The organism is Phocaeicola salanitronis DSM 18170 (genome assembly GCF_000190575.1).
Classification (GTDB): Bacteria; Bacteroidota; Bacteroidia; order Bacteroidales; family Bacteroidaceae; genus Phocaeicola; species Phocaeicola salanitronis.
On the sequence record NC_015164.1, the window covers coordinates 1592448 to 1617269 of the forward strand.

Annotated in this window: 18 protein-coding genes; 9 read left to right on the plus strand and 9 right to left on the minus strand. The window is 47.4% G+C overall.

Going from position 1 to position 24822, the window contains the following annotated elements; translation table 11 throughout:
* Positions 1-17 precede the first annotated feature (17 nt).
* The gene (nth, locus tag BACSA_RS07105; protein WP_013617429.1) at positions 18-662 is read left to right on the plus strand and encodes an endonuclease III; all 645 of its coding nucleotides are present in this window, start codon (positions 18-20) and stop codon (positions 660-662) included.
* Between the two features lie 433 nt (positions 663-1095).
* On the opposite strand, the gene BACSA_RS07110 is transcribed toward nth, so the two are convergent.
* Together BACSA_RS07110 and BACSA_RS07115 are read right to left on the minus strand one after the other, a co-directional pair.
* On the minus strand, positions 1096-2583 hold the full coding sequence (locus tag BACSA_RS07110; protein WP_013617430.1) for a succinate CoA transferase: 1488 nt from the start codon (positions 2581-2583) through the stop codon (positions 1096-1098).
* 244 nt (positions 2584-2827) lie between these two features.
* On the minus strand, positions 2828-4360 hold the full coding sequence (locus BACSA_RS07115; protein WP_013617431.1) for a peptide MFS transporter: 1533 nt from the start codon (positions 4358-4360) through the stop codon (positions 2828-2830).
* Between the two features lie 94 nt (positions 4361-4454).
* Here BACSA_RS07115 and BACSA_RS07120 point away from each other — a divergent pair, with 94 nt between their 5' ends.
* The gene (locus BACSA_RS07120) at positions 4455-5630 is read left to right on the plus strand and encodes a glycerate kinase family protein (RefSeq protein WP_013617432.1); all 1176 of its coding nucleotides are present in this window, start codon (positions 4455-4457) and stop codon (positions 5628-5630) included.
* Here the strand turns inward: BACSA_RS07120 and ybaK are convergent.
* From ybaK to amrB, 4 genes are all read right to left on the minus strand, one after another.
* Complete coding sequence (gene ybaK / locus BACSA_RS07125; RefSeq protein ID WP_013617433.1) at positions 5569-6042, minus strand: Cys-tRNA(Pro) deacylase; 474 nt, start codon at positions 6040-6042, stop codon at positions 5569-5571. The genes BACSA_RS07120 and ybaK overlap by 62 nt on opposite strands.
* A gap of 121 nt (positions 6043-6163) precedes the next feature.
* Positions 6164-8995 carry an excinuclease ABC subunit UvrA gene (uvrA, locus tag BACSA_RS07130; RefSeq protein ID WP_013617434.1) on the minus strand — a complete coding sequence of 944 codons (2832 nt, stop codon included), beginning with the start codon at positions 8993-8995 and terminating at the stop codon, positions 6164-6166.
* Between the two features lie 77 nt (positions 8996-9072).
* Positions 9073-10080 (minus strand): AmmeMemoRadiSam system radical SAM enzyme, encoded by a 1008-nt coding sequence (amrS, locus tag BACSA_RS07135; RefSeq protein WP_013617435.1) that lies wholly within the window; start codon positions 10078-10080, stop codon positions 9073-9075.
* Between the two features lie 22 nt (positions 10081-10102).
* A complete protein-coding gene (gene amrB / locus BACSA_RS07140) occupies positions 10103-11554 on the minus strand; it encodes an AmmeMemoRadiSam system protein B (RefSeq protein WP_169311439.1) in 1452 nt (483 codons plus the stop codon).
* A gap of 342 nt (positions 11555-11896) precedes the next feature.
* Between amrB and BACSA_RS07145 the strand changes: the two genes are divergently transcribed.
* Complete coding sequence (locus tag BACSA_RS07145) at positions 11897-12334, plus strand: Hsp20/alpha crystallin family protein (protein WP_013617437.1); 438 nt, start codon at positions 11897-11899, stop codon at positions 12332-12334.
* A gap of 473 nt (positions 12335-12807) precedes the next feature.
* Positions 12808-13275, plus strand: a complete 468-nt coding sequence (locus BACSA_RS07150) for a GNAT family N-acetyltransferase (RefSeq protein WP_065757450.1) — start codon at positions 12808-12810, stop codon at positions 13273-13275.
* Positions 13276-13320: 45 nt separating this feature from the next.
* On the opposite strand, the gene BACSA_RS07155 is transcribed toward BACSA_RS07150, so the two are convergent.
* Complete coding sequence (locus BACSA_RS07155) at positions 13321-14283, minus strand: YitT family protein (protein ID WP_013617439.1); 963 nt, start codon at positions 14281-14283, stop codon at positions 13321-13323.
* Positions 14284-15355: 1072 nt separating this feature from the next.
* Here BACSA_RS07155 and BACSA_RS07160 point away from each other — a divergent pair.
* The 3 genes from BACSA_RS07160 (at position 15356) to BACSA_RS19275 (ending at position 18149) form a co-directional block, all read left to right on the plus strand.
* Positions 15356-16930: an RNA-binding domain-containing protein gene (locus BACSA_RS07160; RefSeq protein ID WP_013617441.1), complete on the plus strand. Its 1575-nt coding sequence runs from the start codon at positions 15356-15358 to the stop codon at positions 16928-16930.
* 176 nt (positions 16931-17106) lie between these two features.
* Complete coding sequence (locus tag BACSA_RS07165; protein ID WP_013617442.1) at positions 17107-17766, plus strand: hypothetical protein; 660 nt, start codon at positions 17107-17109, stop codon at positions 17764-17766.
* A gap of 95 nt (positions 17767-17861) precedes the next feature.
* Positions 17862-18149: a hypothetical protein gene (locus tag BACSA_RS19275; RefSeq protein WP_083802552.1), complete on the plus strand. Its 288-nt coding sequence runs from the start codon at positions 17862-17864 to the stop codon at positions 18147-18149.
* Here the strand turns inward: BACSA_RS19275 and BACSA_RS07175 are convergent.
* The gene (locus BACSA_RS07175) at positions 18122-19138 is read right to left on the minus strand and encodes an ABC transporter ATP-binding protein (RefSeq protein ID WP_013617443.1); all 1017 of its coding nucleotides are present in this window, start codon (positions 19136-19138) and stop codon (positions 18122-18124) included. The genes BACSA_RS19275 and BACSA_RS07175 overlap by 28 nt on opposite strands.
* Before the next feature lie 99 nt (positions 19139-19237).
* A complete protein-coding gene (gap, locus tag BACSA_RS07180; RefSeq protein ID WP_013617444.1) occupies positions 19238-20248 on the minus strand; it encodes a type I glyceraldehyde-3-phosphate dehydrogenase in 1011 nt (336 codons plus the stop codon).
* A 612-nt stretch (positions 20249-20860) separates the two neighbouring features.
* Here gap and bglX point away from each other — a divergent pair.
* Both bglX and guaA read left to right on the plus strand, forming a co-directional pair.
* Positions 20861-23152 carry a beta-glucosidase BglX gene (gene bglX, locus BACSA_RS07185; RefSeq protein ID WP_013617445.1) on the plus strand — a complete coding sequence of 764 codons (2292 nt, stop codon included), beginning with the start codon at positions 20861-20863 and terminating at the stop codon, positions 23150-23152.
* A 64-nt stretch (positions 23153-23216) separates the two neighbouring features.
* Entirely contained in the window at positions 23217-24740 is a 1524-nt protein-coding gene (guaA, locus tag BACSA_RS07190; RefSeq protein ID WP_041584281.1) for a glutamine-hydrolyzing GMP synthase, read from the plus strand.
* Positions 24741-24822: the final 82 nt, after the last annotated feature.

Below are 24822 nucleotides of genomic sequence, written 5' to 3' on the forward strand. Positions count from 1 at the left end.
ATGGGAACGAAAGAAAAATGAGAAAAAAAGAACTTTACGACCGGGTAATCGCTTATTTCGAGCAGGCGATGCCCGTGGCAGAAACCGAATTGCATTACGAAGACCCTTTCCAGTTGCTTGTAGCCGTTATCTTAAGCGCACAATGCACCGACAAGCGGGTCAATATGATTACTCCGGCATTGTTCCGTGATTTTCCTACGGCAGAAGCTATGGCAGCCACCACTCCCGATGTGGTTTACGAATACATCCGGAGCGTGAGCTATCCCAACAACAAGGCGAAGCATCTGGTAGGAATGGCACAGATGCTGGTGCGTGATTATGAAGGGCAGGTGCCCGATACGCTGGAAGAACTGGTGAAGCTTCCCGGAGTAGGACGGAAGACAGCGAATGTCATCCAAAGCGTGGTGTTCCATAAAGCCGCCATGGCGGTCGATACCCACGTGTTCCGTGTGAGCCACCGCATCGGGCTGGTGCCCGGTACCTGCACCACTCCGCTTGCTACCGAAAAGCATCTTACCCGTTATATTCCTGAAGCCTTGATACCCAAGGCACACCATTGGCTTATCCTGCACGGACGGTACGTGTGTACGGCACGCAATCCGAAATGCGACAAATGCGGATTGAACGGCATCTGCCAGGCATCGCTGAAAGCAAAGATTTGATTGAAATATTCACCACAGAGCTTTTGGGTATGGATTTGTGCATTTCCTGCATGTTACACACCTTCTACATTTGATGGCATATACAAGAGTAAGACGGTAAGGAACATTCATTTTTGCATATAGGTCGTATCTTTGTTTCAGCAGGCATACTTTTACGTTCTTGATATCAAAACCGTACGGTTTTGAATTGGAAACCGTACGTTCTCAATATGGAAACCGTACGGTTTTCATATCGAAACCATAAATGGAAGCCGTCTGAAACGATCATGTAATCCAAATGTGGAAACAACTGTTCCGGGGAGAAATCAGAAACTCACCACAGAGGGTACAGGGAAAATCTATTTTTCTCAATTTACGAAGTACGATTCCATATCAAAATAGTAAATTGCCCAATCGTAAATTAAAAACCCCTGCGTCCTCTGTGGTGAACAAATCATACGTATTTCGTATTCCGCATATCACCTGTTTCGGCAAATGCCAGATGCATCTGGAAGGCGTTACGGAGCGACATCGGGGTATGACAATGCCCTTCCGAAAGTTTCAGGTAATCCCAAAGCAGTTCTTTATAGTCGGGATGCGCGCAATTCTCGATGATGAGGCGTGCCCGTTGAAGCGGTGATTTTCCTCTCAAGTCTGCTACTCCCTGTTCGGTTACAAGGATGCGTACATCGTGTTCGGTACTGTCTACGTGCGATACTTGAGGTACGATGGACGAGATAAGCCCGCCTTTCGCCGTAGAAGGGGTGGTAAAGATAGAAAGGTAGGCATTACGTGCAAAGTCGCCCGAGCCTCCGATGCCGTTCATCATCTTGCTTCCCGACACATGAGTGCTGTTTACATTGCCGAAGATGTCAGCTTCAAGTGCTGTATTGACCGCAATGATACCTAACCGGCGGATGACTTCAGGGTGATTGGTGATTTCTTGCGGACGGAGCAGGACGCGGTCTTTCATTTCACCGATGTGCTCGTAAAGCAAGTCCAACTTATCGTCCGAGAGTGTAAGCGAGCTGCCTGCCACAAAACGGATGCGCTCTTCCAGCATCAGGTCGATAACGGAGTTCTGTATCACTTCGGTATACATCGAAAAGGCAGGCAAGTGCGGGTCGCCGCCCAAAGCTCCCAATACGGCATTGGCAATGTTTCCTACGCCCGATTGTAAGGGAAGAAATTCTTTGGGAATCGCTCCTTGACGATATTCCTTTACTAAAAAGTCTGCTACGTTTTGTCCGATTTGGCGTGTGGTTTCGTTCAGAGGAGTGAAGGCGGCTATCTGGTCACGCTCGTTTGTCAACACCACTCCAGCCACTTTCTTGGAGTCTACTTTCACGCTGATGCTTCCGGTACGGTCGTTTACCTTATAGATAGGGATTTCACGGCGGTAAGGCGGATTGTCGAGCACAAAGATGTCGTGCATTCCCGTCAATTTGCCCGCATGAGCCTCGTTCAATTCGATAATGATTTTGTCTGCCACACATGTCAGGGTGGGCGAAATGCCTACCGAAGTGCTCAGAATGAGGTCGCCTTCAGGGGTAATGCCGGAAGCTTCGATGATAGCCACATCGATTTTCCCCAAGAATCCGTAGCGCACGTCTTGTCCGATTTGCGAAAGGTGAAGATCGAAATATTGCACCTCGCCGCTATTGATGGCATTCCGCATTTCCTTGTTCGACTGGAAAGGAGTGCGGAAAGCAACGGCATGTGCTTCGGTCAGGGCACTGTCCACCTGGTTTCCTGTTGCCCCTCCGGTAATAAGTCCTATTTTAAACGGTTTTCCTTCATTGTGTAATGTTTCTGCATGCTGTGCCAATGCAGCGGGGACTGCTTTCGGTGTACCTACTGACGAGAATCCTCCGATGCCGACCGTCTGTCCGTCGATGATAAGCGCTGCAGCTTCTTCTGCTGATAAAATTGGATATTTCATGGATACTGTTATTATTAGTGCCGCAAAAGTATAAGTTTTCAGATAAAATAGCAAGAAATACAGACGAATATCTGACAAAAACAAAAACAACAAGCTCAAGCATGTAATATAATGATATTTTTATGCAGCCATTCCCTTCTTTTTTACACAACAAAAAACGCAAAGCTTTGCCCAACAGAAGCAAAGCCTTGCGTGAATCAATGCCAAGCGATACGATGCCTGGCACAAACGTATGCAATATTCCTTATGCCACTTTCTCCAACCGCTTCATCACCGAGAAGATGAACAGGGCAGCCAAGAGGCAAAGCACCATCAGTGTACCCCATACGAAATACAACGGCAATTCGCCCCACAGCCACGAAGCCACCGAAGTGAGGTAATTACCGATAGCCGTAGCCACGAACCAGCCTCCCATCATCATCCCCTTATACTTAGGGGGAGCCACTTTCGACACGAACGAAATACCCATCGGCGAAAGCAACAATTCGGCAAACGTCAATACCAGATAAGTCGATACCAGCCAGTTGGGCGATACGAACGAAGCCGTACCCGCCTCGATGGCTTGCGTCTGGTCGGCAGGGCTCAACAAACCGATAGAAGCTGCAAGCATGATGACGTATCCGCAGGCTGCCACCAACATACCCAAACCGATTTTACGCGGAGCCGAAGGCTCTTTGCCACGGGCTGCCAACGAACCGAATATTGCCATGGATACCGGTGTGAGCGCTACGACAAAGAACGGATTGAACTGCTGGAAGATAGGTGCATCCACCGGAGTGCTTGCAGGAAGTGCGGCATACTGATAACCCAAGAAGCACATTGCCAGAAAGATGACCACACACGAAACAAGCTTGCCTTTGCCTGTTTTCGACTGGAAAAACGAGAACAGGGCATAAACGATGAATATCACCGCCACCAAGTTCCATACGCTGAACATCATGCTTTCCAATCCTTCCGAGCTGCGTGCGGTAAACTGCTTGGCAAAATAAGTCAATGTCAAACCGTTCTGATGGAATGCCATCCAGAAGAAAATCACCACGGCAAATACCAGACACAGTGCCACGATGCGCTCTTTCGTCTCACGCGGCGAAAGCTCCTCGTGCTTTTCTGCCGCAGCAGCACCCTTGCCTGCTTCTTTCACACTTCCCCCTTCCACGTGGCGGAACGTGCTACGGAACCCGTAATAGATAGCCATGGAAACAATCAGCGAAACACAAGCCACGCCGAACGCAAAGTGATAGGAATCGTTCGCACTTACACCCAGGCTGTTCTGCGCATACTTCATAATCTCGACCGCTGCTGTCGGAGCAAAAAGCGCACCGATATTAATCGCCATATAGAAAATGCTGAACGCCGAGTCGCGCCGCTTGGCATACCGGGGATCATCGTAGAGGTTGCCTACCATCACCTGCAGGTTTCCTTTGAAAAGTCCCGTACCGCAACTGATTACGACCAGTGCGGCAAACATCGCCACCAGCCCCAATGTGCTGCTTCCCATCGGCAGGGCAAGTAATACGTAACCGGCAAACATCGCAATGACGCCCACCGTCACCATACGCCCATAACCGAACTTATCGGCAAGAATACCTCCTATAAACGGCAAGAAATAAACTAAAGCCAAAAACATGGCGTAAATGTTGCCGGCTGTACTCGGCGACATGCCGAAATTGTCCATCAAGAACAAAACGAAGATAGCCAGCATTGTGTAATAGCCGAAACGTTCGCCCGTATTGGCGAGCGCCAGCGCATAAAGACCTTTAGGTTGTCCTTCAAACATACATAAAACTATTTTAGATTAATAAAAAAACATTATTCCACCGACAAAGGTATGAAAATTACTTATTTTTGCAAAGGAATAAGCACCATACGTTATGAAAAAGATTGTTTTAGCTATCGATTCGTTCAAAGGATGTCTCACATCGGAAGAAGTGGAGCAATGTGTAGCAGAAGAAATACATCGCCTCCACCCTCAATGCCAAACCGTAGCCATCCCTATTGCTGACGGAGGAGAAGGCATGCTCGACACACTGATAAATGCCATGCAAGGACAAATCATTTATACCCGCGCCCACGACCCACTCATGCGAATGCGTACAACACGCTACGGCATACTGGGCAATCAACAAACCGCTGTTATCGAAATGGCGGAAATAAACGGCCTGACCACACTCTCTCCCGCCGAACGGAATCCGATGGAGACCAGCACATACGGTACGGGAGAACTGATAAAGGAGGCTTTGAAAAAGGGATTCCGACGGTTCATTATCGGTATCGGAGGAAGTGCCACCAACGATGCAGGCATGGGCATGATGCAGGCACTCGGTGCACGGCTCTACGATAAAGAAGGAAACGAATTGGGACAAGGAGGGAAAATCATGAAACACATCGCACGTATTGACCTCGATCTCCTGCATCCGGCTCTGAAGAAAACAAGTTTTACCGTAGCTTGCGATGTACAGAATCCTTTCTACGGACCACAAGGAGCAGCCTATGTCTTTGCCCGACAAAAAGGAGCTACCGACGAACAAATACATCTGCTGGACAAAGGGATGCAACATCTCGCCCGTCTCATCGAACAGGATTTTCACATCTATATAAATAAGGTAAAGGGAGCGGGAGCTGCCGGAGGGCTTGGCGGAGCCTTCCACGTATTGTTGAAAAGCCGGCTTCAATCGGGTATCGAATTACTGTTGGACACCGTAGGATTCGATGAACAAATCAAAGATGCCGACCTCGTCATCACCGGAGAAGGCAAGGCAGACCGCCAGACTTGCGAGGGAAAGGTTCCTGCAGGAGTACTGAAAAGAGCGACAAAAGCCGGCATCCCTACCCTTCTGCTGGCAGGAAAGACAGAAGACCGCGACTTATTGGAAAAGATGGGGTTCTGCCAACTCATTCAAATCTCACCTGATAGCTTGCCTGCCGAACAAGCCATACAACCGGATATTGCACGGGAAAACATCCGCAAGGCTACGCAATGTGCATTCAAAACAATGCAGCCACTTCCGCCCGCGCCTCACGTATCAGGTCATCAGGAGCAAGCTTGATTTGCAGCCCCCGTACGCCCGCACTTACATAGATAAAAGGAAAATCCAGGCAGGTTTTATGGATATACGTCGGGAAATGCTTTTTCATCCCGATAGGCGAACATCCACCGCGTATGTAACCCGTAAGCGGAAGCAATTCCTTTACAGGTATCAAATCACACTTCTTATTACCCGAAACCTTTGCCGCTAATTTTAAGTCGACTTCATGCTCGCCGGGAATCACACAGACAAAATACCCGCTCTTATCGCCGTGCAACACCAAGGTCTTGAATACACATTCGATGTCTTCTCCCAACGATGCCGCCACATGCACGGCACTCAAGTCGTTCTCGTCCACTTCGTAAGGAATCAGTTCGTAAGGCACTTTTGCCTTATCCAGCAAGCGTGCCACATTGGTCTTGTTAATTTTCATAAGCAATTTCGTTTGAATCTCACCACAGAGTAACCACAGTGGAAAAATTTAAAAGACTCTGTGTGCCTCTGTGGTGAAAATATGCACAATTTCATACCGCACATGGTATCATTCTTCATTCTTAATTTACCTTCAGTTCTTCCTTCAAAAACTTAGGCGTATAACCTTTCGGACTCAGTGCCACTTCTTCGGGCGTGCCGGCAGAAAGCACCTCGCCTCCTCCCCTTCCGCCTTCGGGTCCCATATCAATGATATAATCCGCCATTTTAATGACGTCCAGGTTATGCTCAATGACAATCACCGTATTGCCCTTGTCCACCAGACGGTTCAGCACGTTCATCAGTACCCGGATGTCTTCGAAGTGCAAGCCTGTGGTCGGCTCGTCCAGAATATACACGGTCTTGCCTGTATCGCGTTTCGAAAGTTCGGTGGCGAGCTTCACACGCTGGCTTTCGCCTCCCGACAAGGTAGTAGAGGGCTGTCCCAGCTTGATATAGCCCAACCCTACTTCCTGCAACACCTTAATCTTATTCAGAATCTGTGGCACGTTTTCGAAAAACTCTACCGCACGGTTGATGGTCATATCCAGCACATCGGCAATCGACTTTCCTTTGAAACGCACCTCCAGAGTCTCGCGGTTGTACCGCTTGCCGTGGCACACCTCACAAGGCACCAGCACATCGGGCAAGAAATTCATCTCAATGGTCTTGTAACCGTTTCCTCCGCATGCCTCACACCTGCCTCCTGACACATTGAACGAAAAGCGTCCGGGCTTGTATCCGCGCATCTTCGCTTCGGGAAGACTTACAAAGAGATTCCGGATATCGCTGAACACGCCCGTATAGGTAGCCGGATTGGAACGCGGCGTACGCCCCAACGGCGACTGGTCGACATTAACCACCTTATCAATGTATTCCAGCCCTTCGACGGCATCGTAAGGCAACGGGTCTTGCAACGAGCGGTAGAAATGTTGCGAGAGAATGGGCTGCAAGGTATCATTAATCAACGTAGACTTGCCGCTTCCGGAAACCCCGGTCACGCAAATCAGCTTGCCCAACGGGAATTCCACATCGACATGCTTCAGGTTGTTTCCCCTCGCTCCCCGAATCCAAAGCGATTTCCCGTTTCCTTCCCGACGCTTGGCAGGCACTTCGATTCTCATTTGCCCGTTAAGGTATTGCGAGGTCAGCGTACTGGTCTTCAGCATCTCAGCTGGGGTTCCGGCGAAGACCACTTCCCCACCCAGCCGTCCGGCTTTTGGTCCCATATCGACAACATAATCAGCCGCAAGCATCATGTCCTTGTCGTGCTCTACCACAATGACGGTATTTCCCAAGTCGCGCAATTCCTTCAACGAATTTATCAGGCGGATATTGTCGCGCTGGTGAAGCCCGATGCTCGGCTCGTCGAGGATATACAACACGTTTACCAGTTGCGACCCTATCTGCGTGGCAAGGCGGATGCGCTGGCTCTCGCCTCCCGAAAGGCTGACCGAAGAACGGTTGAGCGACAGGTAATCCAACCCCACATCCAGCAGGAACTTCAGGCGGGTACGGATTTCTTTCAAGATTTCCGCTGCAATCAGGCGCTGCTTCTCTTCCAGAAAAGGCTCCACATGCTGCAGCCATGCATACAGCTCGCTGATGTCCATCGTTGCCAATTGATAGATATTCTTATCGTGAATGCGGAAATGCAACGCCTCCTTATTCAGCCGCGCCCCCTTGCATTCGGGACATACATCGGTCTTGGCAAACTGGTCCGCCCATTTCTGTGCGGTAGCCGAAGCCTCCCGGTCCTGCATCAGCTGGATATATTTGACAATTCCCTCGTACGTCACAAAATAATCGGACGAAGCATGTATCAGGGAATCTTTTATCTTCAGACGTTCGTCGCATCCGTACAATATCTCGTTAATGGCATCCTCGGGCAACTGGTTGACCGGCGTCTTCAGGTTTGCGTCATACCGTTCGAGCAAGGCATCGATTTGCCAGAATATCATGCCGTTCTTATACTTTCCCAAGGGAGCAATCGCCCCTTCGTAGACCGAGAGGGAACGGTTGGGAATCACTTTGTCCACATCTATCAGATTGACGTAGCCCAATCCCTTGCAACGCGGGCACGCACCCTGAGGCGAATTGAAAGAGAAATTATGAGGAGCCGGCTCCTTGTACGAAAGTCCCGTGACGGGACACATCAGCCGCTTGCTGTAATGGCGTACGCTTTCGGTCTGCGCATCGAGTATCATCAGCAGCCCGTCACCCTGCTGCATTGCCGTAGCCACGCTCTGTTTCAGGCGTTTCTCCTCTTTGTCCGTCACCACGGTCTTATCGATAACCACCTCGATATCATGGTTCTTGTAACGGTCCAGCTTCATGCCATGCACGATTTCCTTCACCTCTCCGTCGACCCGCACATACAGGTAGCCTTTCTTCCGTACCTGCTCAAACAATTCCTTGTAGTGCCCTTTCCGGGTACGCACCAACGGTGCCAGGATATAAATGCGTTTTCCTTTATAATCACGGCGGATAAGGTCGAGAATCTGCTCCTCGGTATATTTCACCATTTTCTCTCCCGAAAGGTAAGAATAAGCGATGCCCGCACGCGCGAACAACAAGCGCAGGTAGTCATAGATTTCGGTAGTGGTCCCGACCGTAGAGCGAGGATTCTTGTTCGTGGTCTTCTGCTCAATGGAAATCACCGGACTCAACCCCGTAATCTTATCCACATCGGGCCGCTCCATTCCTCCCAGGAAATTGCGGGCGTATGCCGAGAAAGTCTCGATATACCTGCGCTGCCCCTCGGCAAAAATGGTATCGAACGCCAACGAAGACTTTCCGCTTCCGCTCAATCCGGTGATAACCGTCAGGCTGTCGCGAGGTATGTCTACATCTATATTTTTCAAATTGTGCACCCGGGCTCCCTGTACACTGATTGTTTCCTTTTCTTCTTTCATATCTTCTCAATGATATATCCTTGCAAAGATAGGGATTATTACGTTTTCCGCCAATACCTTGCCCGCATTTCGATGCATCAAAACGTCCATACACCTGCAATATCCGCCCCACATGCCGGACATATACCCGAAAAGCTTCCGGAAGAGACGGCATACCCTTCGCGCTTGACCAGCAAACTTCCGCACTTCGGGCAATAAGTGTTTTCGGCATCCGCCAACGAAGTATTGCCTATATACACAAAGCGCATGCCTTCTTCTTGCGCCATCCGCCAGGCAGAGAGCAAAGCCGATAAGGGAGTGGCATCGATGTTCTGCAATTTATAGCGGGGAAAGAAGCGGCTGATATGCAAGGGATTGTCCGCAAATCCGTGTTCCATTAACCAATGACACATTGCACGAATGTCTTCTTCTCCGTCACTGATACCGGGAATCAGAAGACGGGTAATCTCTATCCACACGCCGGCATCACGCATTGCCAATAAGGTGTCCAATATCGGCTGGAGCCGGACACGGCTTACCTTCCGGTAAACCTCGTCTGAAAATGATTTCAAATCGATGTTTACGGCATCGATAAAAGGCAGAAGGTCGCGTAAAGGCGCTTCATTCACATAGCCAGCCGTTACCAGCACGTTCTTCAGTCCGGCCTCTTGGCAAGCCGAAGCACAATCGCGCACATATTCCAGATACGTAAGCGGCTCGGTATAGGTATATGCCACCGCACTGCATCCGTACTTCTTAGCCAGGCGTACACAATCTTCGGGAAGCAAGGTCTGAGAAGGGATTTCCATCGGAGAAACCTGCGATACAGACCAGTTCTGGCAATTCAGGCACGAAAGGTTACACCCCGCCGAAGCGATAGAGAAACAAGTCGCTCCCGGCAAGAAATGAAACAAGGGTTTCTTTTCCATCGGGTCGGCGTGCATAGCGCATATACGTGCGTATGCCAACGAATATAGGTGCCCTCCCCGATTCATACGGCTCCGGCACCTCCCGCACTTAGCTTCATCTATCTTGCACCGGTGCGGGCAGAGCACACATACCACCGTCCCGTCGGGATTCGAAATATAATAAGCCGCTTCTTTCATCCGTATCGTTTTATTTTCCTTTTTATTCGCCGAATACAATCGCCTCGTACACATAGAGTTCCGCATCCTTCCAGCCGTTCCAAGCCAGACCTGCCTTATCGCGTGCGCAATGCCCCAAGAATTCTTCTTTTGTCCATCCCGTTTCCCCTGCCACCTGAGGAAGGAACGTCCCCCGATGCTCTCCTTTTATGATATAGATGCCATGCCGCCCCAACTGGAACTCATCGATGGATTGAATCTTCCGCAAAGGGGAAAGCACCGAAATCTCGATATCAATGTCTTTCATCTCGCTTTCTTCTACGGGATAGAAGCGCGGGTCTTCGAATGCGGCAAGTTTAGCCATATTAGCGACAAGACGGTGCAAAGGCAAAAAGCCTATCAGATTCCCGATACATCCCCGCAACTTTCCTCCCTTATGAAGGGTGACGAACGCACCGCAATGTTGTTGCAACGCAGGACTCATCTTCGTAGAATCGTAGGGCAAATCCGTCCGTCGGGCAAGTGCATAGTCAATGCTCCTACGGGCAATTTGCAAAAGTTGCGCCTTCTCATCCTCTGCCAGCACAAATGCACCTGTTTCTTCCTTCTTTACTATCGAAAAAGCATGATAGCCTACCACCCTGTCTTTATCTCCATAAACGGCATCGCCCGAATTGCAATAAGCCAAATGGCGGACTTGCAAATCCTTGCGTCCCTCCATTAATGAAAGGAGTACGGCGATAGGGCTTTGCCCGCACGCACTGGTCAACAATTGGGGCACACCCTCGCGGGCATTCATCTCCAACGCATCCAGAAACTTCCGGAGCGAACCGCTCTCAATTGCTTCTCCCGTGGCTTTATCTACCCGGTTGGCATCCTCGTACGAAGGATAATGCGAGAAGTCACTACTGATAACGAACAGATTATCCGAAGTAAAATAAGGCTGCAAAGCCTGGGCGATTCTTCTTAACTTTGCCAAGTCTTGCGTACCTATGATAATCGGTACGATGGAAGGGACATCGCGCAAATGTACTTGCAAGAGGGGCAATTGAACTTCCAGACAATGTTCACGGACGTGCGCCTCAGGCACATAGGTAAAGACTGTATCGGCACGCAGCAATGCATCGCATGCCTCCTTGTCTACTTGCACTTCACCCAACGGTGTAGCATAACTACCGAAAGCACCGTTCACCGAAGCACCGTCGAATGCAGCCCGATGGCTGGGACCGAGCAAGAATATCCGCTTATAAGCAGCATCCGCAGGGATTGCCTTTATGGCTTTGGATGCAATCGCACCCGAATAAACATAACCGGCATGCGGAACAATCACCGCTTGCATTTCCTTATCCGGTTCTACCGAAGAAGCATCGGACATGAACGATACTATCATCTTTCTCAACGTATCCGCCTTTGCCGGATAAAAAGCACCGGCAACCGCCGGCATACGGACACGCTTTTCACCCGAAGTACAGGCGTTTCCAATACTGTGTATCATAATCAATAGGATTAAAACAAACTTTCCTTTCGTATGCATGGCATCTCTCTTTATGCCGATAAATATAGCATAAAACCGGCACTCTATCAAGTCCGACTGACTTTTTTTCTTCTTTCCTGCCAAATAGGCAATCCCTTATGACAAACTTCTTCCTTCCGGCTCTCCGAAAGTTTAAAAGCAAAGGCATTTTGTTTAAAATAGTTTTCGCAAGTTTAAAAAACAAGCCATGCCGTCTGGCGGCACAGAGTTTGCACATCTGTAAGTGAACTTCGGAAGCCGAAAGGCAGAGGGAGTTCAAAAAGAATTGATAAACAAAGAACTTAAAAATAGGAGATTAAGATTATGACACCGAGCAGAAGAAATTACAGTCAAGAATGGTTACCGAGTATTTTCAATGACTTTTTCGATAACGATTGGATGGTAAAGGCCAACGCAACGGCACCTGCTATCAATGTTATAGAAAGCGACACCGACTACAAGGTAGAAGTCGCAGCTCCGGGTATGACGAAAGAGGATTTCAACATCCACTTGAGTGAAGACAACGAATTGGTCATCTCGATGGAAAAGAAGACCGAAAACAACGAAGAAGACAAGCAGAACAAGAAGTACTTGCGCCGCGAGTTCTCTTATACGAAGTTCCAACAGGCATTGGTTCTTCCGGACGATGTAGAAAAAGACAAAATCAACGCCAACGTCACCAACGGTGTATTGACCATCGAATTGCCGAAACGTACGCCTGAAGAAAAAGCCAAAATCAACAAAGTGATTGAAATTCATTAATAGTAACCAGTAGGCGGGAGCCGGAAACATCACACGATTAGATGTTTCCGGCTTTTTTATTTTACCCCTACATGGGCCATTTGCGGAATTCATGCGAATCAGGAGTTAAACGTAGTTATGTTCCACAGGAGTTATCACTTCGTTCAGGAGTTATACTTCACGCGGTATTTATTTTGTGCATTTTGTATAAGCTACTAGTAGAGACGATTGCACATCGTCTCTGCACATCGTCTCTGCACATCGTCTCTACAGAAGCGGCGCAAAAAGGTATTGGCATCTAACTCCCAGCCCGCACCGGCGGGCGATAACTACCTATAACTCCCTTTTAACTCCTGATTGGCATAATTCAATCTTTTATAGCGAAACAATATTGATTTGCGAAAAATAATGTATGCAAATATTCGCTTTTTATTTCGGATTGACTATATTTGTCGAAGACGGACATACAACCGACATCCTTGTAGACAAGTGTAATGAATATGGAAATAACAGAAATAAAAACCGACAAGAAACAATACCTTGACCTTCTGCTGCTGGCAGACGAACAAGAATCGATGATTGACCGCTACCTGGAAAGAGGTACAATGCATGTCATGCACCACGGAACAGATACCATAGGCATCGCCGTTGTAACGGACGAAGGAAACAAGGTATGCGAACTGAAAAACCTGGCTATTGCACCCTCTTTCCAACGGCATGGTTACGGACAGGAAATGATAAGCTATCTGTGCCGACTCTACAGCAAGCAGTTTACAACAATGATGGTAGGAACCGGAAACAGCATACAAACGGTCTCGTTTTACAAAAGCTGTGGTTTCACCTATTCGCATACGGTACCGGACTTCTTCACGCTCCACTATGACCATCCCATCATAGAAGACGGAAAAGTACTTACAGACATGCTGTATTTCCAGAAAAATCTGGCTTTTCCTTCATCTTGAAATTTCATTAGCAGAAGTATATCATATCGTGCGTAAGCCCCGATATCACTCCGGCTCAATCTCATTGGGCGAAGGAAGCTGCTTCCAGCCTTCACCGAACGTATCGTAAGCATCGGTCACTACCACGAAGGCACGCGGGTCGGCAAGCTTTATCGTGGCTTTCACGCCCGCCACTTCCTTGTAGCTCACTACCAAGAAAATCATTTCCTTCTCCTTCTTCGTGTACAAGCCGCTGCTCTTAATACATGTAGCGGTACGGTCCAAATCATTCAAGATATACTTATGCAAATCTGGCAACTCCTTCTCGCTGATAACGAATATCAGCTTGTCGTTCTTCGAGCCGTTTATCATATAAGCTATCACCCGCGATACGATGAAGATAGCTATCAACGAATACAAAGACAAATAAACGGAAGGTTCCTCGGATACTTCTCCGCTTCCCAATCCGAACCCAATCACCAACAAACCAAAGCAGACAACGATCCCGTCCACCAGCAATATCGCCCGCGAGAAACGGATGTGCATGTACTTCTGAAGCATCATTGCCACAATATCGCTCCCACCCGTAGTAGCCTGATTCTTCACCACAATACCGCTCCCGATACCTATCAGTACGGCACCCATCACGCAGGTCAGCATCAGATGGTCCGACAAGTCCATAATGCCTCCCAAAAGCTGAGACGGGTCAAGCGCATGCAAAGCTTCTTCCGTAGGATATACCAGACGCGACATGATGTTCATCAACAAAGGAGTGGTCAATGCAGCCGCAATGGTACGCGCCCCCAGCTTCGTGCCTAAAAAGATGACCGAAAGGATAAGCAACGGAATATCGAACATATACCCGAACGTACCTACCTGAACGGAAGGAAACAGGTTATGCAACACGATACTCGCCCCATACACACCTCCCGGCACAATGTTATATGGATTGATAAAAAACACAAAACCTGCCGCCAGGATGATACATCCCAGCAAAATATTCAGCCAACCGTTTATTTCTTTCTTCATATACAAACTCATTTTTATGCAGCAAATATACAAAGAAAGATTCAGATAAGCAAGTGCTCATTTCATCTTCTAAAGTCAACCAGAAGTGATTTTATAGTAAAATCTGTGTCCGTCTGTCCCCGTCTGCATTCTTTTATATTTTACGCGGTATGAAATTGTGCATTTTCTCACCACAGAAGACACAGGTACACAGAATCTTTTAAATTTTTATGAATGTCCGCATTTTGCCAATTAACTTGTAGGGACAGGGTTTGCCTGCCCGAATACATCCACGCAGGCGAATACGGACGGGCGAACCCCGCCCTTACATTGGCTCATTGCGGAATTCAATAAATAACATCTCTACCGGCCAAAACATTATAAGCTAATTGACTTATAAAATGGGGAAATAAGTAATTTAGCTTATTATGATGCGTTATAAGTCCTTAGTCTTATCTCGTTTAACTATCCTATTTTGAAAAGTATCTAGTGAAATCAAGAAAAGACACGCAACCAAGAGCCCCCGTAAACGAACATAAGTGATACGCCTGACTCACTTATGTAAATCACCCGACTCACTTATGTTAAACGGGCAACTCACTTATGTTCGTCAAAACGCATGCTTCGTTACCCCCAAGCACACAAAAAACGAATACGGCAAGCCAAGAAAAATTTTTCGTAGAAATTCAAAACAAGTTCTAAATTTCTCATGCCATTTGTTTATCTTTACTGCGGATTTGAGTAACGCAATGCTTATTATCTTAGTAAAGCTCGTTTCTATTCATCTTTATAAAAAGATAAGGAAACCTTGAGAAGCTGTTTTGAATTTATCGTACGATAATTTGGGATGAGTTTTTGAGGCATTTTCGCTTCTGTGATGAGGAAGATAGCGGGCTATCTGACGAAGAACAGGAGCGAAAAAGACCAAAAAATCGCCCAAAGCACGCACGAAAACGGATACATCAAGCCAAGAAAAACTTTTTGGAGAAATTCAAAACAGCTTCTGAATATAATGAATCGGCGGACTTGACCACTTTTTTGTTAATAGTCAGTTTAACAGACTATTGCTGGCGGAAATCAAATAAAAACGGATATGGCAGTAACAGCAGAAGATATACAGAAATTATTAAGGGATTTGGAGAATGACAGTGTGGAACGTACTATTTCAACCAACAACACCGACAAGTTCGGACAGGCTATTTGTGCCTTTGCCAACGATTTGCCGAACAACAACCGTCCGGGATATTTAATTATCGGTGCGAAAGATAACGGAGAAGTCCTTCCCATTCAAGTAACAGACGAATTGCTCAAAAACATTGCAGCCATCCGTACCGATGGCAATATTCAGCCACAACCGTCTATGAGCGTTCAGAAAATAACGCTTCCTAAAGGCGATGTCGTGGTAGCAGAGGTATATCCTTCACAATTTCCCCCAGTAAGATACAAAGGACGAGTATGGGTAAGAATCGGACCGAGAAAAGGAACGGCCAACGAAGATGATGAACGGCGGCTATACGAGAAACGTGCTGCCCACATCAAAACTTTCGACGCAATGCCTTGCATGGGTGCAACCGTAAACGATTTGGACACCAACGTTTTCAAACAACAGTATTTGCCTAAGGCCATACCTGCCGATGTTTTGAACGATGACCGGCGTGATGTAAAGATACAACTTCAATCGCTTGGGTTCTTTGATACCCGTTATGACTGCCCTACGTATGCAGGTATTCTATTCTTTGGGAAAAATATAGAGCGGTTTCTTCCTGGCGCATATATTCAGTATGTGCGCTTTGGTGACAAGGGACGAGCTTCAGAGATAAAAAGCGAATACAAGTTTGCCGGAAATCTCTGCAAGGTACTCTACCAATTAGATACATTTGTAGATACAGCAATCACCAACCGCCGTCCCGTACCTGTCAGTGCCCTCAGAGAAAAGACCGTGATGGACTATCCGCACTGGGCTACACGAGAACTACTGATGAATGCGGTTTGCCACCGTACATACGAAAGCAACGGCCCTATTCAGTTCTACCAATACGATGACCGCATTGAGATAATGAATCCCGGTGGATTATATGGCAAAGTCAATGAAAAAAACTTTCCATTGGTAAACGATTACCGCAATCCTATCGTGGCGGAAACCATGAAAGTGCTGGGGTTTGTCAACCGTTTTAGCCGTGGTATACTTCGTGTGGAAGAAGAGTTAAAAGAAAATGGCAACGGTAAACCTGAGTTCTGTCTGAACCTTGATACTGCTTTTATGGTTATAGAACATATATCTTCATCTTCAAACGAAAGTGAAGGTGTAAATGAAAGTGTAAATGAAGGTGTAAATGAAAGTGTAAATGAAGGTGTAAATGAAAGTGTAAATGAAGGTGTAAATGAAGGTGTAAATGAAAGTGTAAATGAAAGTGTAAATGAAAGTGTAAATGAAGGTGTAAATGAAGGTGTAAATGAAAGTGTAAAAGTTTCGGCAAACGAATCGGCTATCTTGTCCATTCTGAAAAGCATGCCACAATCAACTTATAAACAACTTGCAGAATCACTGGGTCTGAGTGAATCTACGATTTACAGAACGATTGACCGCTTAAAGAAAAAAGGAGTGATCAAACGTCAAAATAGTGATAAAAAAGGTTCTTGGGTGATTTTAGCGGACAATGTGAAGTAGACAAAATGACTATACAAGACAACTTTTATAATTACTACAGACCCAACCACAGTTACTGCCGGAGAAGATAACTTCATCGGCAGATGCAGTATATATTACTTTTCAAGTGACATAAAAGCACTGCATTACAGGAAAATTTCGTATATTTGTCGAGGAAGAATCTAAAATCCGAAAATATGAAACAGAAGATGATTGCTTTAAGCTTGGCAACCCTTGTCCTATGCGGATGCGGAAGCGCATATCAGACAACTTCCACCCTGGCTGGAGCTTCGATAGGAGGAAACGTAGGCGGAGCCATAGGAGGACTGGTAGGAAGCAACCGGCACTGGGACGGAGGTTATCGGGGTTCGGCTATCGGCACACTGGTAGGCACCTTGGCAGGAGCCGCTATCGGAGGAGCCATCAGCTCGGCACAAGAACGCAAGGCGCAGCAGGGTTACGTGATAGAAGAGAACCATGACTATGTCCCACACCCGCAAGACGCACCGTCAAGCGTAAGCTATCTGCAAATACGTAACATCCGTTTCATTGATGAAAACCGTGACCACATCATCCAGGCGGAAGAGGGAAGCAAAGTCATCTTCGAAATCATCAATACCAGCCAAGAGACGGTATACAATGCCGTACCGATTGTACAGACCGACAACAAGCGCATTTACGTATCGCCTTCGGTGATGCTGGAGCAAATCGCTCCTCACGACGGCATCAAATATACGGCTCATCTAAGAGGAGACAAACGGTTGAAAAACGGAGAAGTAACTATCCACATCGCCATTGCCGATTACGAAGGGACGGAATACGACTGGCAGGAGTTTACGCTTCCTACCCGACGGTAAATATATCAAAAATTAGATTATAATGATTGAGAAGCTGTTTTGAATTTATCGTGCGATGATTTGGAATGAGTTTTTGAGGCATTTTCGCTTCTGTGATGAGGAAGATAGCGGGCTATCTGACGAAGAACAGGAGCGGAAAGGACCAAAAAATCGCCCAAAGCACACACGAAAACGAACACATCAAGCCAAGAAAAACTTTTTGGAGAAATTCAAAACGGCTTCTGAATATGAATTCCTCTTTTGGTAGGGGCGTATCGCATACGCCCGAAAGCATCCACGTGGATAAGTTGGTGTATCCGGGCGTATGCGATACGCCCCTACATGTTTGCAAAAAAGCCCATGCGTTTTTATCCTATTACAACGTAAGAACCGGTACGATATAATCGAGCATATCGCCGATGGTCTCGAACGAAACCTCTTCTCCTGATTCCGGATGCCAGACAAAAGAATCGGTCTCCAAACTTCCGGCATCTATATAAGACAAGGAACAGACCTCATGCCCAGCACGGATGCCCTGCCTGCGCAACGCTTTCCGAACCATGTCATACCGATATCCCTCGCCTACCAGACGGACGTTTTGCACATAATCAAACGCTATACGGAACAAGCCTGCATGAGGGTCGAACACGATGCCTTCGTGAGTAAAAAAAGTTTCCAGCGTACCGCTCAAAGAAAGGTCTTCGGGAGTTCCCGTAACGATTCCCTGTGCATTCATCAGCCAAAGCTTATCGGCAATCTGAAGCGCCAACTCTAAATCGTGCGTAGAGAGGAAAACCGTTTTCCCTAAATCGTGCGCCAACGAACGCAACAGGCGCATCACTTCCACCTTGCTGGAGAAATCAAGAAAGGCTGTCGGCTCGTCTAAAAGAATGATAGGAGTCTGTTGCGCCAACGCCTTGGAAATCATTACCTTCTGGCGTTCCCCATCGCTCAGGGTCTGCACCATACGGCCGGACAACTTCGCAATGCCGACTTGCCCGATAGCTTCTGAAACAATCTGTTTGTCTTCTTTCCGAAGCGTCCCCCAAAAACCGGTATACGGAGTCCGTCCCATTCCCACCAATTCTTCTACGGTCAGATTTTCCACGTCGCACCGTTCAGTCAGAACAATGCCTACCAACTTTGCCAGTTCTTTATCCGCATACTCAGCCAGACGCTTCTCCCCTATCCATATTTCGCCCGATACAGGAGGCTGGGAAGCGGACAACGTACGCAGCAAGGTAGACTTTCCGGCACCGTTCGCTCCCAGCAAACAAGTCAATTCCCCTCCGTATAGCGATGCCTCGATATCCGCAGCTACCCGCACCGTATGGTGCTTTCCCCAATAACCGGTCGAAAGCCGGCTGAGCCTAATCGTTTCTTTTCTTCTCATCTGCACGCTTTCCTAAAGAAAAAAAGAGAAGCCACCCGATAAGGATGACTTCTCTCTATCTAAATGTTTGTTTTAATCAAAATGTCTAAAGACCGATGATTAATCGTTTACTGATGCCATGTGAGCAATCAAATCCAATACTTTGTTAGAGTAACCGATTTCGTTGTCATACCAAGAAACAACTTTAACGAAAGTATCAGTCAAGTAAACACCTGCGTTTGCATCGAAGATAGAAGTCAACGTGCAGCCCAAGAAGTCAGAAGATACAACTGCATCTTCAGTGTAACCCAGAACACCTTTCAATTCGCCTTCTGAAGCTTCCTTCATAGCAGCGCAGATAGCTTCCTTAGTAGCCGGTTTTGCCAAGTTTACAGTCAAGTCAACAACTGAAACATCCAAAGTCGGCACACGCATAGAGATACCAGTCAGCTTGCCGTTCAGTTCAGGAATAACTTTACCTACAGCCTTAGCAGCACCTGTAGAAGACGGGATGATGTTGCCAGAAGCAGCACGGCCACCACGCCAGTCTTTCATAGACGGACCGTCAACAGTCTTCTGAGTAGCAGTAGTAGAGTGAACTGTAGTCATCAAACCGTTTACAATACCGAACTTGTCGTTCAATACCTTAGCAATCGGAGCCAAGCAGTTAGTAGTACAAGAAGCGTTAGAAACGAACTGAGTACCCTTAACGTAAGTCTTTTCGTTTACACCGCAAACGAACATCGGAGTAGCATCCTTAGAAGGAGCAGACATAACTACGTATTTAGCACCAGCCTGAATGTGAGCTTGAGCTTTTTCCTGAGTCAGGAACAAACCAGTTGATTCAACAACGTATTCAGCTTCTACTTCATTCCATTTCAAGTCAGCCGGATTCTTTTCTGCAGTTACGCGGATTTCCTTACCGTTAACAATCAATTTGCTATTTTCAACGTCAGCTTCGATAGTACCGTCGAACTGGCCGTGCATAGTATCATACTTCAACATGTAAGCCAAGTAATCTACCGGGCACAAGTCGTTAATACCTACGATTTGGATATCGTTTCTTTTTTGAGCTGCACGGAATACGAAACGGCCGATACGACCGAAACCGTTAATACCTACTTTAATCATTTTGTTTAATTTTAAAAGGTTCTATAATATAGTTATAAACACTCGCATTTACTTTTCTGCATCAGGCATCCGAAGCATCTCGCCGACCCTTCTTCTTTCCTAACTGCGTTGCAAAAATAGCAAATTCTTTTTTGACTTGAGCACGAAAAAGTATTAAAATTAAGAAAAAACCAAGCGATATTTTACCTTCTTCTTGTTAAATCCTCTCTCTATGCCTGACAAACTTATCATTTTGCAATCCATACTTTACACGATAATGAATTTTCCCACCCACCCCAACCACTCATTTGTTTTCCTTACCTATTATATATAGGATTCACGCTATTCATTTTTTAACATGGAATATTAGGATATATCCCATCACATTCCTTACATTTGTAATAAATTATAGTCAATCAGAAATGGATTGCGAAAAATGGAATGGAACGCAGAGACGCAGAAGCGCAAAGTTTATTTTTTTTGAGAGAGCAAAGCGCACAGAGAGTGGCATTTAGCTCCGTGTTCTTTGCCTTCTCTCTAAATTGTTCCTCTGCGTCTTTGCGTCTCTGCGTTCGATTTTTTTTCGCAAACTAATTTTGTTTTACTATATATCAAATTTCAAAACATAGGACCATGAAACACATCAACAAACTCTTTGTTTTAGCAGGACTTGCTTCCGCCGCCTTATACGGATGTACACAACCGGGAAATAATACCCAAGAAAAAGAAATGGACGAATTTATTTCCGGACTTATGGACAAAATGACCTTGCGGGAGAAATTAGGACAACTAAACCTGCCTGCCGGAGGAGACCTGACGACAGGCACCGTACAAAACAGCAACTTAGCCGAAATGATCCGCAAACAAGAATTGGGAGGATTCTTCAACGTGATGAGTGTAGAGAAAATCCGGGAACTGCAACGCATCGCCGTAGAAGAAACCCGGCTGGGCATCCCTCTCGTAGTAGGAGCCGATGTTATCCACGGCTACCAGACCATCTTCCCTATTCCGCTGGCATTGGCATGCAGTTGGGACACATTAGCCACGGAGCGCATGGCGCAAATCTCCGCCAAAGAAGCTACAGCCAACGGAATCGCCTGGACATTCAGCCCCATGGTAGATATCTGCCGTGATGCACGCTGGGGACGCATTGCCGAAGGAAATGGTGAAGACCCTTTCATCGGCGCAATGATGGCACGTGCATACGTGCGCGGATACCAAGGCGAGAACCTGCACGAATCAGACAGCAGCATGATGGCATGTCTCAAGCACTTCGCCCTCTACGGAGCATCGGAATCAGGCAGAGACTATAACCGTACAGACATGAGCCGGGTGCAGATGCTCAACGAATACCTTCCGCCTTATCAAGCTGCGGTAAAAGCCGGGGTTGGTACGGTCATGACTTCCTTCAACACCATTAACGGCGTCCCTGCCACTGCCGACAAATGGTTGATTGACGATGTCTTACGCAAGCAATGGGGATTCAAGGGAATGATAGTGACCGATTATAACTCGATTGCAGAAATGGAGATCCACGGTGTCGCTCCTTTGAAGGAAGCGGGTATCATGGCGATGAATGCCGGAACCGACATGGATATGGTAGCACAAAGTTTCCTTAACCCGATGGAAGAAGCGGTCAACGAAGGTAAAGTATCGAAAGCCCGCATCGATGAAGCCTGCCGCAGGGTATTGGAAATGAAATACAAGCTGGGGCTGTTTGAGAATCCTTATAAATATTGCAATGTAGAACGTGCCCAAACAGAGACTTATTCGGAAGCCAACCGTGCCGAAGCCCGGAGAATCGCAGCCGAAACATTCGTCCTGATGAAAAATGAAAACCAATTGCTCCCGCTTGCCATGAAAGGACGAATTGCCCTGATAGGCCCGATGGCAGACGCTGCCAACAACATGTGTGGTATGTGGAGTCCGACTTGCGACCCCTCCCGACACTCCTCGTTACTCGAAAGACTTCGTGCCGCCACTAAAGGAAAAGCAGAGATTCTCTATGCCAAAGGAAGCAACGTGTATTACGATGCAGGCATGGAAGCTGGTGCAGTAGGCGGACGCACGTTACAAAGGGGAGACAACCAGAAACTGTATGCCGAGGCAATGGCGGTCGCATCCCGTGCCGATGTCATCGTTGCCGCAGTAGGCGAATGTGCGGAAATGACCGGAGAATCAGCCTCACGCACCGACATACGCATCCCCGACGCACAACGTCATCTGCTGGAAGGCTTGGTAAAGACGGGGAAACCTGTTGTGGTTTTGCTCTTCACCGGACGTCCGCTCGACCTGACTTGGGAATCGGAACATGTGCCTGCCATCCTGAATGTATGGTTCGGAGGAAGCGAAACAGGAGATGCCGTAGCGGACGTGTTGTTCGGGAAAACCGTTCCTTCGGGCAAACTGACCACAACATTCCCACGTACGGTAGGACAACTTCCTTTATATTATAGCCAGACAACTACCGGACGCCCCGACGGAGACCCGACTACGTTCAACCGCTTTATGAGCAACTACATCGATTGTCCCAATGACGGACTATATCCCTTCGGATACGGATTGAGCTACACGACCTTCGAATACGGAGAAATGAAACTCAGCTCCGAAACGTTACCCAAAGGCGGCAACATCACGGTAACAGTTCCGGTAAAAAACACCGGGAACTATGACGGAACGGAAATCGTGCAACTTTATATCCACGACCAATATGCCGACATAGCCCGACCGGTAAAAGAGCTGAAAGACTTCCGCCGCATTACCCTCAAGAAGGGAGAAAGCCAAGCAGTAACATTCACCCTGACGGAAGACGACCTGAAATATTACAATGCCGACCTCGTCTATAAATACGATGCCGGAGCTTTCCAAGTTATGGTAGGTCCGAACAGCCGGGATGTGCAAAGTGCATCATTCAATGCCGAATAAGTTTTCAAATCTCAATTTAAATGAGTACCTTTGCCCAATCTTTCAATTTTATACAGAACTGAATATGCAGGAAAAGATTATTATTCTCGATTTCGGCTCGCAAACCACGCAGCTCATCGGACGCCGCGTGCGCGAACTGAACATGTATTGCGAGATTGTTCCCTACAACAAGTTCCCTTTCGGCGACCCTTCGGTCATCGGTGTAATCCTGTCGGGAAGCCCTTTCTCGGTATACGATGAAAAAGCATTCAAAATCGACTTGAGCGACATCCGTGGCAAATACCCCATCTTGGGCATCTGCTATGGCGCACAATTTATGGCATACACCAACGGAGGCAAGGTAGAACCTGCCAATACCCGTGAATACGGACGGGCACATCTGGCTAAGTTCGACCACGATAACCCGTTGCTGAAAGATGTCCGTGAAAACTCGCAAGTATGGATGAGCCATGGAGACACCATTACGTCTCTGCCCGAAAACTTCAAGATTATCGCCTCTACCGACAAAGTAGCAGTTGCCGCTTATCAGGCAGAAGGAGAAAAGTTATGGGGCGTACAGTTCCACCCAGAAGTGTTCCACACCGAAGATGGTACGCAAATTTTGAAGAACTTCGTAGTAAACATCTGCGGAGGCAAACAGGACTGGAGCGCGGCTTCGTTCATCGAAACCACCGTAGCACACTTGAAAGAACAATTGGGAAATGACAAAGTGGTGTTAGGATTGAGTGGAGGAGTCGATTCATCGGTAGCCGCCGTATTGCTCAACAAAGCCATCGGAAAGAACCTGACATGTATCTTCGTCGACCATGGCATGCTGCGCAAGAACGAATTCCGCAACGTACTCCACGATTATGAATGCCTCGGGCTGAACGTAATCGGCGTAGACGCCAGCGAGAAGTTCTTCACCGAACTGGCTGGAGTAACCGAACCAGAGCGCAAACGCAAAATCATCGGCAAAGGCTTTATCGATGTATTCGATGAAGAAGCACACAAAATCAACGATGTGAAATGGCTGGCACAAGGTACTATCTACCCCGATTGCATCGAATCTCTGTCTATCACAGGCACGGTCATCAAGAGCCATCACAATGTAGGCGGTCTGCCCGAAAAGATGAACCTGAAACTCTGCGAACCACTCCGCCTCTTGTTCAAGGACGAAGTGCGCCGCGTCGGACGTGAGCTGGGCATGCCAGAACATCTCATCACCCGCCATCCTTTCCCCGGACCGGGACTTGCCGTACGTATCTTAGGCGACATCACCCGCGAGAAAGTACGCATCCTTCAAGATGCCGATGACATTTTCATCCAAGGCTTGCGCGATTGGGACTTATATAATAAGGTATGGCAGGCAGGCGTTATTCTCCTCCCTGTTCAGAGCGTAGGTGTGATGGGCGACGAGCGGACTTACGAACGTGCCGTTGCCCTGCGCGCCGTAACCAGCACCGATGCCATGACGGCAGACTGGGCACACCTCCCCTACGAATTTTTGGCAAAAGTTTCAAACGACATCATAAATAAGGTAAAAGGCGTAAACCGCGTTTGTTACGATATCTCGTCAAAACCACCTGCAACAATTGAATGGGAGTAAAATCCTACGGTTTTAGACCTATATTCTATAGCCTCAACTCGTAAAAAGTTGAGGCTATTTTATTCATTATCAGATAACAGCT